Here is a 14514-nt window from a genome sequence, read left to right as displayed (position 1 = left end):
TCGGAAGCGGCGGGGCGGTGAGGGGTTCAGGGCCCGTGGGGACGCGCTCCGCCTGGCGCGCACCCCCACGGGTCAGCCGATGTCCGGGACTACGGCTGCTTCACGAACAGGTCGTTGATGTTGATGTAGCTCGAGTTGGTGCTGTAGCGGGCACCACCGATGTTGGAGCCGAAGAGCTGCATCTGCTTCGAGTAGTAGACCGGGGCGGCCGGGTTGATCTCCTCGACGATGCGCTTGTGCGCCTCCTCCCACTTCGCGGCGGCCTGCTCCGGCTGGAGCTTCAGGGCCTCCTCGATCAGGGAGTTGACCTTCGCGTCGTTGATGTGCGAGTAGTTCGAACCGCCGTCGGAGATCAGCTTGCCGTCGTAGACCGGGGTGACGACGGTCGAGGGGGACGACCAGTCCTGGCCCCAACCGGTCATGTACAGGTCGTACGGGTTCTTGACCTTGCCGATCTGCTCGTAGTAGCTCGCGCGCTCGACCTCCTTCAGCTGGACGTTGAAGCCGATCGCGTTGAGCGCGTCCCGGATGATGACCGACTGGTTCTGGCCGCGCGGAGTGTTGGAGTAGGCGTACGTCAGCTTGGTGCCCTCCTTGACGCCGGCCTCCTTCAGCAGCTTCTTGGCCTTCTCCGGGTCACCGTTCGGCTTCTTCTTCTTGCCGAAGGGGTCGTAGTTCGGGTCGTGGCCCGGCAGGGTCGGGGCGAACAGACCGCCGGCGATCTCGCCGCCGTACTTGCCGCCGTCGGCCTGGATCATCCGCTCGTTCGGGATCGCGTACGTGATCGCGTCGCGGACCTTCTTGTCCTTCAGCTTGTCCATGTTGAACGTCAGCTGCCAGACGTAGGGCTGGTAGCCCTTGACGGTGCGCTTGTTGACCGCGGGCTTGGTCACGACGTCGCGGACGAGCGTGGTCTCGACCGAGTCGGTGAACTGGATGGCGTTCTTCGCCTCGCCCTGGTCGGCGATCAGACGCTTGGTCTGGCTGGCCGCGTCGACGGTGTTGGTGAAGTTGTAGCCGTCCACGTACTGGTGGCGGACCGCGTCGGTCTTCGGGTCCCAGTGCGTGTTGCGCACGAGCTTGAAGGACTTGCCGGCCTTGTACTCGGTGAGCTTGTACGGGCCGAGCGCCTTGGGCGCCTTGTCGTACTTCTCCTTGGTGTCCTGCTTCGCGGGGACGATGCCGTAGCCGGCCATCGCGAGCGCCTGCGGCAGGTCGGGGCGCGGCTGGTTGAACTTGAAGATGACCGTCTTGGCGTCCGGGGTCTCCAGGACGGTGTTCGGCAGGTGCTTGCCCTTGTACGGGCCGTCCGGCAGCGCCTTGCGGTAGTCCGTGCCGGAGAGCCAGGTCTGGACGAACGTCGGGCCGTCGAAGATGACCTTCGAGTACAGGCGCTCGATGGAGTGGCGGATGTCGGCCGAGGTGATGACGTTGCCGTCCTCGTCCTTGATGCCGTCCTTGAGCGTGTACTTCCAGGTCTTGCCGCCGTCGGTGGTCTGGCCGGAGTCGGTGGCGATGTCACCGACGACGGTCAGGTTGCCCTTGGCGTCCTCCTGGTAGTTCGTCAGCTTGCGGTGGACCAGGTTGGCGAACTGGCCGGCGTCGGAGACGTAGATCTGACCCGGGTCCATGTGGCTGAGGTCGGACTGCTGGTAGACCTCGATGAAGCCGCCGGACTTCGCACCGGCGACCTCCTTGGCGGGACCGGTGGAGGCAGCGGCGTCGCCGTAGGCGACCGGCTTCGACTGCTCGGCGGCGTGGCTGGCGTCGGGCGCCTTGTCCTTGGGGCCACTACCGCCGTTGTTGCTGCTGCAGCCGGCCAGCACGAGGGAGCCGGCCGCCATGGCGACGACTATGGCGCTCGTGGAACGCGATCGGATGGACTTCATGATGCTCGTGCACCTACCTGTGAGTGGTTGTCCAGAAAAGTGCTGCCTGCCGTCCGGTTGCCCGGTGCGGGGGCGGCAGCTCCCCCGCACGTGGACGTCACCGTCCGGTCTTGGGGTCGAACGCGTCGCGGACCGAGTCGCCGAGCAGGTTGAAGGCGAGGACGAAGACCACGAGAGCGACGCCGGGGAAGATCATGAACGCCGGGTCCTGCTGGTAGATCTTCGAGCCGATGGCGAACATGCGGCCCCAGTCCGGGGTCGGCTCGACGAAGCCGACACCGACGTACGAGAGGAACGCGATACTGAGGATGGCGCTGGGCAGCATGTACGTGCCCTGCACCAGGATCGGCGTCACGATGTTCGGCAGGATCTCCTTGCGGACGATCCGCCACCGCGAGGCGCCGGAGACGAGCGCGGCCTCGACGAACTCCCGCTCCCGCAGGGTCAGTACGGAGCTGCGCACGAGGCGGGCCATGCCCATCCAGCCGAGGAACCACATCACGAGGAGGATGGCGACGGCCCGGAGGTAGGTCGGCGTCTCGTCCCGCGGGTCGACGAACATCGCGGTCACGACGGGCATGAAGGCGATGAAGAAGAGCTGGCTCGGGAAGGCGAGGAAGAAGTCGGTGGTCCGGCCGAGCCAGTAGTCGACCTTGCCGCCGAAGAAGCCGCCGACCATGCCGATGACGACACCGGTGACCACGGCCAGGACCGTCAGCACCACGGCCATGTACAGCGACGTGCGGATGCCGTAGACGAGCATGGTGAACACGTCGCGGCCCAGCTTGGGCTCGACACCGAACCAGAACTCGCCGGAGACGCCGCCGAAGGTGCCGTACGGCATGCCGAAGTCGTCGAGGATGTTCTCGTGACCCGGCACCGTGGGGTACAGGGTGTACGGGTCCTTGCCGTACAGCGCGGAGATGACGGGCGCGAGGGCGCCGATGACGAAGTAGGAGAGCACCACGAGGGCGGAGACGACGCCGACGCGGTCGCGCTTGAAGCGCATCCACATCAGCTGCCCGGGCGAACGGCCCTGGTGGCCCTGCTGCTTCTCCTCCGTGGCGTCGGTCTTGGCCGTGGTGTCTTTGTCCAAGGCGACGGAGGCTTCGCGGCCTTCGATCTCAATTGGACTGGTCATGGTGTGTCCATTTCACGGGTGTCGGATGACCCGCGGTCCTGCGCGTGCGGCGACGGCCGGGTGGTGTGCACCCGGTCGGTCGGATCCGCTGCCCGACGTTCCTCACGAGCCTTTCGGGCATGCCGGGCACCCGTGAAGGGGTAAGGCGGCAGCACCGCCCGCCGGACGGGTGGGACCCGTGGCGGGAGGCCGGAAGGGAAGGTCGGCAGGGGTGGATTACCCCCCAAAGGAGCGCGAGCCGAGCGGTTGACCGGGTCTCAGAATCGCCGACCGCTGCAGGCGGCCCGACCGGTTGACGTACACGGGTGACCGGCCGTTGGAGCCAGCTGCGACGACCCGACCCCACTGGCGCTCGTGGCACCGCGCATGGGTTCCTCCTCATGAGTCCACGTATCACTGCATGGTTGGGTACGGGGCACTCCGCCGACACCCCTGACGGCGAAGTGCTGTACCACGTGTGCTCGTGAGTCGGCGCTCCCCACAGCGCGTGACCCATCGACCCGAGCTCAGTGGAGCCAACTATTAAGTACGTCCGGGCTGTAAACCACACTTAAAGGGTCTCGTTTTGACAACATCGCCCAAGTGCCGCTGACCGAAATCCAGACAAACTGAGCACAGACAGACACCCGCGAAACGGACTGTTAACACATGTTCCGGAGAGCGACGATCGATAACCGGACGCTTCGCAATCGAAAACACGTTGACGTGAACCCGTCGGACGTACCGCGCCACACCGCCCGCAGCACCGCCCGCGGCGCGCGCGGAGACGACGCGCACCGGCTGTCGGACGCCCCCACCGACGCCCCTCGGGAGCCCCGCCGTTCCCCCGCCGGCCCCCCGGCGCGGCACACGAACGCCCCCTGGACCGGCCCCGATTCCTCCACCACCGACCACACCGCCCCCGCGTCACCCCGCCCGCCACCGGACCGCCTCCCGCGCCACCCCCGGGAACGGCCGACGGCCGCCGGGTCGGAACCCGGCGGCCGTCGGTGGGCCCGCGCGCCGTGGCGCGCGTCCTGTGTGCTGCTGTGTGCGCTGTGCTGCCGCGGCGTCAGCCGTGCTTGGCGCGGGAGGCCGCACGGGCGCGCTCGCGCCCGTCCAGGTTGACCTTGCGGATGCGGACGGCCTCCGGGGTCACCTCGACGCACTCGTCGTCGCGGCAGAACTCCAGGGACTGCTCCAGCGACAGCTTCCGCGGCGGGACGATCGCCTCGAACGAGTCGGCCGAGGACGACCGCATGTTCGTGAGCTTCTTCTCCTTGGTGATGTTGACGTCCATGTCGTCGGAGCGGGAGTTCTCACCGACGATCATGCCCTCGTACACCTCGGTGCCCGGCTCCACGAAGAGCACGCCGCGCTCCTGGAGGTTGGTCATCGCGAAGGCGGTGACGGCGCCGGAGCGGTCGGCGACCAGCGAGCCGTTGTTGCGGGTCTGCAGCGTGCCGAACCACGGCTCGTGGCCCTCGTGGATGGAGTGGGCGATGCCCGTGCCGCGCGTCTGGGTCAGGAACTCGGTACGGAAGCCGATCAGGCCGCGGGACGGCACGACGAACTCCATGCGGACCCAACCGGAGCCGTGGTTGGACATGTTGTCCATGCGGCCCTTGCGGACGCCCATGAGCTGCGTGACGGCGCCCATGTGCTCCTCGGGCACGTCGATCGTCATGCGCTCGACCGGCTCGTGGACCTTGCCGTCGATCTCCTTGGTGACCACCTGCGGCTTGCCGATGGTCAGCTCGAAGCCCTCGCGGCGCATCTGCTCGACCAGGATGGCCAGCGCCAGCTCACCGCGGCCCTGCACCTCCCAGGCGTCGGGGCGCTCGGTGTCGAGGACGCGCAGCGAGACGTTGCCGATCAGCTCGCGGTCGAGGCGGTCCTTCACCTGGCGGGCGGTGACCTTGCGGTCCTTGACGGCCGCCTTGTTGTCGGCGCCCTTGCCGGTGGCGCCGCGGCCGACCAGCGGGGAGGTGTTCGTACCGATGACCATCGAGATCGCCGGCTCGTCGACCGTGATCAGCGGCAGCGCGACCGGGTTCTCCGGGTCGGCCAGCGTCTCGCCGATCATGATGTCCGGGATGCCGGCGACGGCGCAGATGTCACCGGGGCCCGCCACCTCGGCCGGCTTGCGGGTGAGCGCCTCGGTCATCATCAGCTCGCTGATGCGGACGTTGGAGACGGTGCCGTCACGCTTGATCCACGCGACCGTCTGGCCCTTGCGCAGCTCGCCCTGCTCGACGCGGAGCAGCGCGATGCGGCCGAGGAAGTTGTCGGCGTCCAGGTTGGTGACGTGCGCCTGGAGCGGGGCCTCGTCGTCGAACGTCGGGGCCGGGATGTGCTCCAGGATGGTGGAGAAGAACGGCTCCAGGTTGGTGGAGTCCGCCGGGACCGTGCCGTCCTCCGGCTTGGTCAGCGAGGCGATGCCGTCGCGGCCGCAGGCGTAGACGATCGGGAACTCGATCTGCTCCTCGTCCGCGTCCAGGTCGAGGAACAGGTCGTAGGTCTCGTTGACGACCTCGTCGATCCGGGAGTCGGGGCGGTCCGTCTTGTTGATGCAGAGGATGACCGGCATCCGGCGCTGGAGCGCCTTGCGGAGCACGAAGCGGGTCTGCGGGAGCGGGCCCTCGGAGGCGTCCACGAGCAGCACCACGCCGTCGACCATCGACAGGCCGCGCTCGACCTCGCCGCCGAAGTCGGCGTGGCCGGGGGTGTCGATGATGTTGATCGTGATCGGGGCCCCGCCGTCCTTGGGGTGGTACTTCACGGCGGTGTTCTTGGCCAGGATCGTGATGCCCTTCTCACGCTCCAGGTCGTTCGAGTCCATCATGCGGTCGTCGACGGAGTCCAGCTGGTGCGCGGCGAAGGCGCCGGCCTGCTTGAGCATGGCGTCGACGATGGTCGTCTTGCCGTGGTCGACGTGGGCGACGATGGCTACGTTACGGATGTCGTGGCGCGTGGGCATGAGTGGCTTGCGCTTCTCTCGGATCGTGGGTGCGGCGTCTCTTTGTTCCTCGTACGCCCGCCGGGCGGACGCGCCACGGCTGTGTCCATGGTACGGGGCTGCCGCACACTCGGCCTCCCGGGCATGATCGTGCCCGCCGGCGGGGCCGGCGGGCAACGGATCGGAGGGGCTCCGCGCTCTTGTTCCCCGGGGGTTCACCCGGCCTTGCGCGCGGCGAACCCGATGTTCTCGTAGCGGGGCGTGGCGAAGCCGAAGGCGCCCGCGTTGACGACGTCCTTCCGCGCCGCCACCAGCTCGGGCCGCTGGAAGAGCGGGATCGAGCCGGCGGCGGCCCAGATCCGGGCGTCGGCCCGGCGGACCAGGTCGCGGGCGGCCTTCTCGTCGAGCTCGGCGGCGGCCTGGTCGAAGAGCTGGTCGATGTGGTCCGTGCCGACCCGCGTGTAGTTCTGCTCCACCAGCAGGGAGCCGTCGGTGGCCGGTTCCGGCTTGGCGAAGATGGGCCGCCCGTCGGTGGCGGGGAAGGCCGTGCCGGGCCAGGAGTACAGGGCGAGGTCGTAGTCGCCCGAGGCGATGTGGTCCTTGAAGAAGTTCTCGTCCGGGACCTTGCTGATCTCCGTGCGGACGCCGATGCGGTCCAGCATCCGGGAGATCCGGTCGCCGACCGAGCGCAGCACCTCGGAGCCGGGCCCGGACGGCAGGACGAAGCGCAGGGTCAGCGGCCGGCCGTCCTTGCCGAGCGGACCGGCGGCCGGCTTCGCCGGGTCCGCCGGGTTCCCGGCGGGGGCGGCGGTGCCGACGGGGGCGTACGCGCCGGGGGCGCCGCCCTGCGCCTCGGGGCGCTGGGGGCCGGGGGCGTCGGCGGCGGGGGCCTTCTTGGCGCCGGCGGCCTCCTTGGCGTCGGCGGTCTCCTTCGCGCCGGTCGCCTTCTTCCCGTCGGCTGTCTTCTCTCCGTCGGCTGCCTTCTTCTCTTCGGACGCCTTCTTCTCTTCGGACGCGGGCTTGGCGGCGGCCCGCCCCTCGCCCGGCTCCTTCGCGTCACGGTCACCATCGCCGTCGGCCTTGGCGTCGTCGGCCTTGGCGTCGGCTCCGGCGACCGTGAGGGCGCGGGTGAGGGCCCGGGCCTGGGCGGAGACGAGGCTGCTGTGGACGGCGGCCGCGGGGGCCGGGGCGAGGACGTGGGTACCGGGCCTGCCCTGCGGGTCGGCCTTGTCGTCGCCGACGATGTACAGGCCGTCGTCGGAGGGCACGTCCGCCGTCCTGGCCGCCGCGCCGACCGCCTTGGAGGCGGCCGCCTTCGAGGCGGGGGCGGCCCCGGAGGGGGCCGTGGACGCCTCGGTGCCCGCCTTCGGGGCGGCGGTCCGGCGCGCGCCCGCCTTGGTCCAACCGGCGTCGGCCAGCAGGGCGAGCGCTTCCTCGGTGTCCTGGTTGCCGAGGGCGCCGCTGCTGTCGGCGTACGCGTACTGACCGGCGAGCGCGAGGTGGGAGCCGACCGGTTCGGCGGGCAGCCCCAGCGGGGCCAGGACCGCCTTCGCCAGCTCCTGGCGGTCGATGGCGCGGGCGATGGCGCGGCGCACCCGTTCGTCGGCGAGGGGTCCGGACGCGCCGTTGAGGGCGAGCTGGGTGTAGGCGGGCTCCAGGGTCCGGCGGACGACGTAGCCGCGCAGGGCGTCGCGCTCGGCGGCCTGGGCGGTCTGCGCCTCCCGGGCGCGGGCCGCGGTGGCGGCGGCCTGCGCGGGGGCGCCCTGGGCGGCCGCGCCGGCCGGGGCGCTGGTGGCCGGAGCCCCGCCCGGCGCGGTCTTCGCCGTCTCCGTGGCGCGGGTGACGCGCTGGGCGAGGGCGGGGTCGACGGCGGCGAGGTCGACGGTCTTCGCGGTGAGCGCCTGGGCGCGCCGGTCGCGCGGGACGACGTGCAGGACGAGGCTGTCGAGCTTGGCCGGCTCGCCCCACCAGCGCGGGTCGCGGACGAGGGTGACCGTGCCTGCCCCGGCGTCGACCGTCTTCAGGCGGAACGGACCCGCCGACTTGGCGAGCCGGGTGCGCGCCCCGTCGTTGAAGGCGTCCGGCGACCCCATGACCTCCTTGGGGTACAGCGGTGTGAAGAGCGCCTTCCAGTCCGCGTACGGCTTGGCGAAGGTGACCCGGACCTCCAGGTCGGAGGCGCCCCGCTCGATCTTCTCGATGCGTTCGTAGCCGGCGTTGCGCGCGGTCCAGTACGCGGTGTTGCGGCCGCTCAGGGCCCGCCACTGGGCGACGAAGTCGGGCGCCCCGATCTCGCGGCCGTCGCTCCACACGGCCTGCTGGCGGAGCTTGTAGCGGACGATCTGCTTCGGCTTCTGCTCGACGATCTCCGCCGTTTCCAGGTAGTCGCCGTTGGGCTGCGGCCGGCCGCGTTCGTCCAGGGTGAAGAGTGCGGGGAGGACGGCGCCGGTGATGCGCGCGGTGGTGGCGTCCGCGTCGGCCTGGAAGGCGTTGAGGGTGGTGGGCAGCGCGTCGACCGCCCACCGCAGGGTGCCGCCGTCCTTGACCTGTGCGCGCGGCGCCGCCGCGATGTCCGCGGGCACGGCGCGGGCGCTGCTCTCCTCCTCGTCGGAGCTGCAGCCGGCGAGTACGGAGACGGCGAGCACGCCGCTGGTGAGGAGCGCGACGGACCGGAGTGCGCGGGCGCCGACCTGGGCCATGGCTTGTTCCTCTTCGTCCGGTTTCTGAACTTTGGAGATGATCACACCTATTGCCCGTCCACTGAAAGGGACGGGACGGCCGGTGCGTCGGCGACACGGCGGGGCGGCCCGCCAACCCCACCCGTGCGGCGCAACGCCTCCCGCGGAGGGGCCCGGACGGTTCGCTCACACGGGTGCGCCGTACGCACGGTCGCGGGACTCCGGGGAACCGCCTAACCTCGCCCGTGTGACGCGCAGTGCCACCCGGGCCCTCGTGGCCCTGATCGCCGGAGTGACGGCGGCGGTGTGCTGGCTGGTGGGCCCCGCCGCCCCTGACGTGCGCGCGGAACCGCCCGCGCCCGCGGCCGCCGCCCCGCCGGGTGCGCCCGCTCCGGAGGGCGGGGCACCCGGCGTCGACCTGGTGGTCCCGGTGGCGCTGCTCGCGACGGCGCTGGCGATCGCCGGGTACGCCTTCGTCACCCGCCGTCGGCGGGTCCGGACGCGCACGACGCCGCACGGCGGCCCGGCCGTACCGCGCGAGGCGGAGCTGGACGAGCGGGCCCGGCGCGCCCTTGTAGCGGCGGACGACGCGCTGCGCACCAGTAGGGAGGAGCTGGCCTGGGCGCGGGCCGGGCACGGCGAGGCGGCGGTGAAGTCCGCCGCCGAGGCACTGGCGTACGCGGAGGGTGAGGTGGCGGCGGCCTTCCGGCTGCGCCAGCGGCTGGACGACGGGCACCCGGAGGACGAGGCGGGCCGGCGGGCGGCGCTGGAGGAGGTCGTGGCCCGCTGCGCGGACGCGGGGCGCCGCCTGGACGAGGAGGTCCCGGACTTCGATGCGCTGCGCGACCTGGAGGCCGCGGCTCCGGTGGCCCTGGCAGCGGTGGAGGCGGCGCACCGGGAGCTGGTCGGGCGGCTCACCACGGCGGAGGCCGCGCTGACCGCGATGCGCGGCCGTTACGCGCGGTCCGCCGCCGAGCCCGTGGCGACCGCGCCCGAGGTGGCCCGCACCCGGCTGGACTTCGCGGCGGCCGCCCTGTCCCAGGCCCGCGCCGCCCTCGCCGCACCCTCCCCGGACGCCCTGGCCTCCCCGGACGCCCCGCCGGTCCGCGCGGCGGACGGCAGCGGCGCCGTGCAGCGGGGCGGCACCGGCGACCGGGGCGCGGACGGTGCCGCCGCTCCGGGACCGGCCGGTACCGACGGCGTCGCGGCGGACCCCACCACGGGCCCCGGCCCGGCCGGCACCGACGAACCCGCGGGCCCCCTCAAGAACCCCGGTCCGCCGGGCTGCACCGGCGAACCCCCGGCGGGCCGAACCGTCGGCACCGGACCGGGCAGTGCCCGCGATCCCGTGGCGGGTGCGGGCGGGTTCGGTGCCGGTACCCCTGACGGGACCGTCGGCCGCCCCGCCTCCCCGGACCCCGGCCACGGCGCCCCCGGCGGCGGCGTGGCGGGGGACGGGCGGCGGGCGGCCGTGTACCTGCGGGCCGCCGAGGGGGCCCTGGACCAGGCGGACCAGCTGGTCGAGGCCGTGGACCGGCGGGCGGTGGAGATCGCCGGGGCGGCCGGGCGGCTGCCGGACGCGCTCGCCGAGGCGGAGGCGGACCTCGCGGAGGCCCGGCGGACCTTGGAGGGGGCGCCCGGCGGCGCCGCCTCGGCGGGCGGGCTGCGGGGCCGCGCGGCGCGGCTGGAGTCGGTGGCCGGCGACGTGCGCCGGGCGGTGGAGGCGGGCGGGTACGACCCGGTCGACGCGCTGCGCCGGCTGGAGGAGGCGGACGCCGCCCTGGACGAGGCACTGGCGCGGGACGAGGGGACGCGGCGGTCGCGGGCGTTCCTGGAGCAGGCGCTGCTCGCCGCCCGGTCGGCGGCGGGCGCGGCGGAGGTGTACGTGACGACCCACCGGGGCGCCGTGGGAAGCGTCGCGCGGACGCGGCTCGCACAGGCCCGGCACCACCTGGCGGAGGCGGCCGCGTCGCGGGACCCGGGCGAGGCGCTGGCGGACGCCCAGCGGGCGGACGCGCTGGCCCGGCAGGCGCAGGCGCTCGCCGAGCAGGACGTCCGGCTGCGCGGCACCCCGCAGCGCCCTGGGGCGCCCGGGGGCCGGGACGAGGTCGGCGGCGCGGTGCTCGGCGGGCTCCTCGTGGGGGGCGTGGCGGACGGCGACGTGCCCGGCGGCGACCTGCCCGGCGGCGGGTGGCCCGGGGCCCCCGCCCGCTTCGGTGGCGGGGGCACCCGGGACCGGCTGGCCGGCGACGACCGCTTCTGACCCGCCCGTCCGGCAGCGGACCGCCCGACAGCCGCACCCGCCCGGCGGGACGAACCGCTTTCGAGAGCCGCATCCGTCCGGCGGGACGGGCCGCCCGACAGCCGCACCCGCCCGGCGGGACGGACCGCCCAGGAGTCCGCCTGGCCCGGGGACGGACCGCCCGACAGCCGCACCGCCCGCCTGGCCCCGGGACGGGAGCTGCGCGGACGTGGAGGCGAACGCGGACGGGGCGGCGGGCCCGGAGGGGGAAGCGGACACGGACGCGCTGGGGCGCTCGCCCCGGCGGTCGCGGTGGTCAGAACATGCTGAGCAGCTGGTCGACCGTCGGCTCCGCCGTGCCGTCGCCGTCGGGCAGGGCGAGTTCGAACCAGACCGTCTTGCCGCGCGGCGTGCGCCGCGAGCCCCACCCCGCGCTGAGCAACCCGACGAGCTGGAGGCCGCGGCCTCCCTCGTCGGTGTCGCGGGCGCGGCGGCGCCGCGGCTGGACGAGGCCCGCGTCCCACACCTCGCAGACGAGGGTGCGGTCGCGCAGCAGGCGCAGCCGGATCTCGCCCTCGCCGTACCGCAGGGCGTTGGTGACGAGTTCGCTGACGAGCAGTTCGACGGTGTCGACGAGGGGTTCCAGGTCCCACGCGGTGAGCTGGGCGCGGGCCAGCTCGCGGGCCCGGCCCACGGAGCGCGGTTCGCGCGGCAGCCGCCAGTCGCCGACGGCCTCGGCCGGCAGGCCGCGCACGCGTGCCATCAGCAGGGCGATGTCGTCCTGGCCGTGGCGGGTGTCGAGGCTGCCGAGGACGTGGTCGCAGACGTCCTCCAGGGGCCGCTGCGGCCCGGTGAGGGCCTCCTGGAACGCTTGCAGGCCCTCGTCCAGCGGGTGGTCCCTCGACTCGACGAGCCCGTCGGTGTAGAGGGCGAGCAGCGCGTCCTCCGGCAGCTCGACCTCGACCTCCTCGAAGGGTTCGCCGCCGACGCCGAGCGGCATCCCCGGCGGTACGTCGAGCAGTTCGGCCTCCCGGCCGGGTCCGACGAGGACGGGCGGCAGGTGTCCGGCGTTGGCGAAGGTGCAGCGGCGCGTGACGGCGTCGTACACGGCGTAGACGCAGGTCGCGAGGTACACCTCGGACAGTTCGGGGTCGCGCTGCTTGTGGGCGGCGCGGGAGGTCTGGGCGCCGATGGGGGCGCCGAGGCCGCGGGTGATCTCGTCGAGGTGGGAGAGGACCTCGGCCGGCTCCAGGTCGAGCTGGGCCAGGGTGCGGACGGCGGTGCGCAGTTCGCCCATGGCGACGGCCGCGCGCAGGCCGCGGCCCATGACGTCGCCGACGACGAGGGCGGTGCGGTGGCCGGGCAGGTCGATGACGTCGAACCAGTCGCCGCCGACCTCGGTGGCGGCGTTGCCCGGCAGGTAGCGGCAGGCGATGTCGAGCCCGGCGGCCTCCGGGTCGCCGGGCGGCAGCAGGCTGCGCTGGAGGATCAGGGCCCGCTCGTGCTCGCGGCGGTAGAGGCGGGCGTTGTCGATGCAGACGGCGGCGCGGGCGGCGAGTTCCACGGCGAGGGCCCGGTCGCGCTCGCCGAACGGCTCGCTGCCCTTGGCGCGGGAGAACTGCACCAGGCCGACGACCGTGTCGTGGGCGACCATCGGCACGGCGAGCGTGGAGTGCACGAGTCCGCCGTCGTCGGCGGGCACCAGGGCGGGACGGCCGGTGCGCAGGGCCTGGGCGCACGGCGACTGGAAGGGGTAGCGGTGCACGGCGCCGACGAGGGTCGGGCCGGTCTCGCAGCAGGGGGTGCCGGCGCTGGGCGGGGTGACGAGCGGCGCGTCGGAGACGGCGCTGGCGAAGGCGACACGGCGGAGTTCCGCGGTACGTCCGCCGCCCCGCCCGGGCGGGGCCTCGTCGCCGCTGAGGAGCCCCTGGTAGAGGTCGACGGATGCCAGGTCGCAGAAGCCGGGGACGGCGACGTCGAGGAGCTCGCGCGCGGTGGTCTCCAGGTCAAGGGAGGTGCCGATGCGGGCGGTGGCCTCGTTGAGGAGGGCGAGGTTGCGGCGGGCGTTGGCGGCCTCGCGCGCGGCGTTGTGACGGCGGGTGACGTCGGTGCCGAGGCCGGCGACGCCGATGGGGCGGCCGGTGCCGCTGTGCACGCGGTAGAGGTTCACCGACCAGTGGCGCCGGTCGGTGGAGCCGGGCACCGTCCCGACGAACTCCAGGTCGGTGACGGACTCGCCGGTCTCCATGACGCGGCGGAGCGCGGCGGTCATCCGGTCGGCCTCTGAGCGGGACAGGTAGTCGTGGACGGTCCGTCCGCGGTGGTCGTCGGCGCTGCCGCCGAAGACGGTGGCGAAGCGCTTGTTGGCCCGCTGGACCTTCAGGTCGGGGCCGAACAGCAGGAACCCGAAGGGGGATTGGCCGAATATCGCCTGCGACGAGGCCAGGTCGGTCTCGATGTGGCGGAGGGCGCGTACGTCCACGACGATACAGAGCGCGGCCCGTTCGCCGTGCTCGGTCTCGCTCGGCATGACGTAGACCTCGGCGAGGCCGCGGGTGTGGCGCTCACCGGGGACGCGGAACGGGACCAGGCCCGTCCACTCCTTGCCGTCGAGGATCTCGGCGACCTTGCGGTGCCCGCGCGAGCGCAGTTCGGCGGGGATGAACGCCTCGACGGGGTCCTTGCCCCTGACGTCCTCCGCGGGGACGCCGAACAGTTCGGCGGCCCGCAGGCTCCACTGGTCGACGAGCCCGTCGGGGCCGATGGAGAACGACGCGACTCTGATGTAGTCGTAGATCGAGCCAGGCGGGTTGCTCTGCCACACGACGCCGTTCGCCGTCCCAGGTATCTCGCTCACGCGACCGTCCCCTCCAGCTCACCGCACCGGACCGGCCATTCCCGCAGTATTCAGCACTACGGCCCCCGTCGGCACGCCGTTCACGATCACAGGGTGGTCTCGTTCGTTTTGAGCCGAGCCTGCGGTGATCGTTGTCCCTTCCCTCTTCTAACCCGGCAGGGACAGCTCGAACCACACCGTCTTACCCGACCTCCCCTTCCTCGTACCCCAGCGGGCCGCGGAGCAAGCGACGAGTTGGAGCCCGCGTCCGCCCTCGTCATCGGGGCCGGCGGGGCGGGCGCGCGGGGGGTCGGGGAGGGGGTCGGAGACCTCGACGAGGAGGGCCGCACGGGACGGGACGGACGCGTCGTGCGACGGGAGACGGATGAGGCGTACGCCGATCGGTCCATGGGCGTAGCGCAGGGAATTGGTCACGAGTTCGCTCACGAGGAGGACCGCGAGGTCGCCGACCGCGGCCTCCAGCTCCCAGCCGCGGAGGGTGTCGCGGACGGCGTGCCGGGCCGTGCGGACCGCTTCGAGCTCCCCGGGCAAGGTCCACTCGGCGCGTGCGCCTTGGGTGTCGATCACGCCGATCACTTCCCAGACCGAGGAGGCGACGCCCCGGAGAGAGGGGGCCAATCGGGACATACCCGAAATCCGGTGCGATTTATCGTCAGGCCGGACCTCATGTGGCACGGACGGCGCAACGGGACGCGGGGCCGGGCCCCCACCTGACGAACCGACGGGCAGCGGCCGTCGCGGGCGGGAGGGGCGCGGGCGGCAGGCGCGC

At 72.9% G+C, this 14514-nt stretch carries 7 protein-coding genes; 1 reads left to right on the top strand and 6 read right to left on the bottom strand.

Annotated features, from left to right (window positions below):
• Nucleotides 1-89: 89 nt before the first annotated feature.
• The 4 genes from ACF053_RS12220 to ACF053_RS12205 form a co-directional block, all read right to left on the bottom strand.
• Nucleotides 90-1889: an ABC transporter substrate-binding protein gene (locus ACF053_RS12220; RefSeq protein ID WP_391953800.1), complete on the bottom strand. Its 1800-nt coding sequence runs from the start codon at nt 1887-1889 to the stop codon at nt 90-92.
• 97 nt (nt 1890-1986) lie between these two features.
• Nucleotides 1987-3030: an ABC transporter permease gene (locus ACF053_RS12215; RefSeq protein WP_391953799.1), complete on the bottom strand. Its 1044-nt coding sequence runs from the start codon at nt 3028-3030 to the stop codon at nt 1987-1989.
• A gap of 1051 nt (nt 3031-4081) precedes the next feature.
• Nucleotides 4082-5989, bottom strand: a complete 1908-nt coding sequence (typA, locus tag ACF053_RS12210; protein WP_391953798.1) for a translational GTPase TypA — start codon at nt 5987-5989, stop codon at nt 4082-4084.
• A gap of 194 nt (nt 5990-6183) precedes the next feature.
• The gene (locus ACF053_RS12205) at nt 6184-8667 is read right to left on the bottom strand and encodes an ABC transporter substrate-binding protein (RefSeq protein WP_391953797.1); all 2484 of its coding nucleotides are present in this window, start codon (nt 8665-8667) and stop codon (nt 6184-6186) included.
• A 226-nt stretch (nt 8668-8893) separates the two neighbouring features.
• Here ACF053_RS12205 and ACF053_RS12200 point away from each other — a divergent pair, with 226 nt between their 5' ends.
• The gene (locus ACF053_RS12200; RefSeq protein WP_391953796.1) at nt 8894-10909 is read left to right on the top strand and encodes a hypothetical protein; all 2016 of its coding nucleotides are present in this window, start codon (nt 8894-8896) and stop codon (nt 10907-10909) included.
• Nucleotides 10910-11204: 295 nt separating this feature from the next.
• On the opposite strand, the gene ACF053_RS12195 is transcribed toward ACF053_RS12200, so the two are convergent.
• Complete coding sequence (locus ACF053_RS12195; protein WP_391953795.1) at nt 11205-13745, bottom strand: SpoIIE family protein phosphatase; 2541 nt, start codon at nt 13743-13745, stop codon at nt 11205-11207.
• A gap of 147 nt (nt 13746-13892) precedes the next feature.
• The gene (locus ACF053_RS12190) at nt 13893-14321 is read right to left on the bottom strand and encodes an ATP-binding protein (protein WP_391954094.1); all 429 of its coding nucleotides are present in this window, start codon (nt 14319-14321) and stop codon (nt 13893-13895) included.
• Nucleotides 14322-14514 lie beyond the last annotated feature (193 nt).

Source organism: Streptomyces kanasensis, assembly GCF_043077165.1.
Lineage (GTDB): Bacteria > Actinomycetota > Actinomycetes > Streptomycetales > Streptomycetaceae > Streptomyces > Streptomyces changanensis.
This window is presented reverse-complemented; position numbering and strand designations above follow the sequence as displayed.

What these genes read in the sequence shown, in the direction of transcription:
- ACF053_RS12220 (WP_391953800.1), bottom strand. Translation starts at nt 1,889, where the DNA reads ATGAAGTCCATCCGATCGCGTTCCACGAGCGCCATAGTCGTCGCCATG.
- ACF053_RS12205 (WP_391953797.1), bottom strand. Translation starts at nt 8,667, where the DNA reads ATGGCCCAGGTCGGCGCCCGCGCACTCCGGTCCGTCGCGCTCCTCACC.
- ACF053_RS12215 (WP_391953799.1), bottom strand. Translation starts at nt 3,030, where the DNA reads ATGACCAGTCCAATTGAGATCGAAGGCCGCGAAGCCTCCGTCGCCTTG.
- typA (WP_391953798.1), bottom strand. Translation starts at nt 5,989, where the DNA reads ATGCCCACGCGCCACGACATCCGTAACGTAGCCATCGTCGCCCACGTC.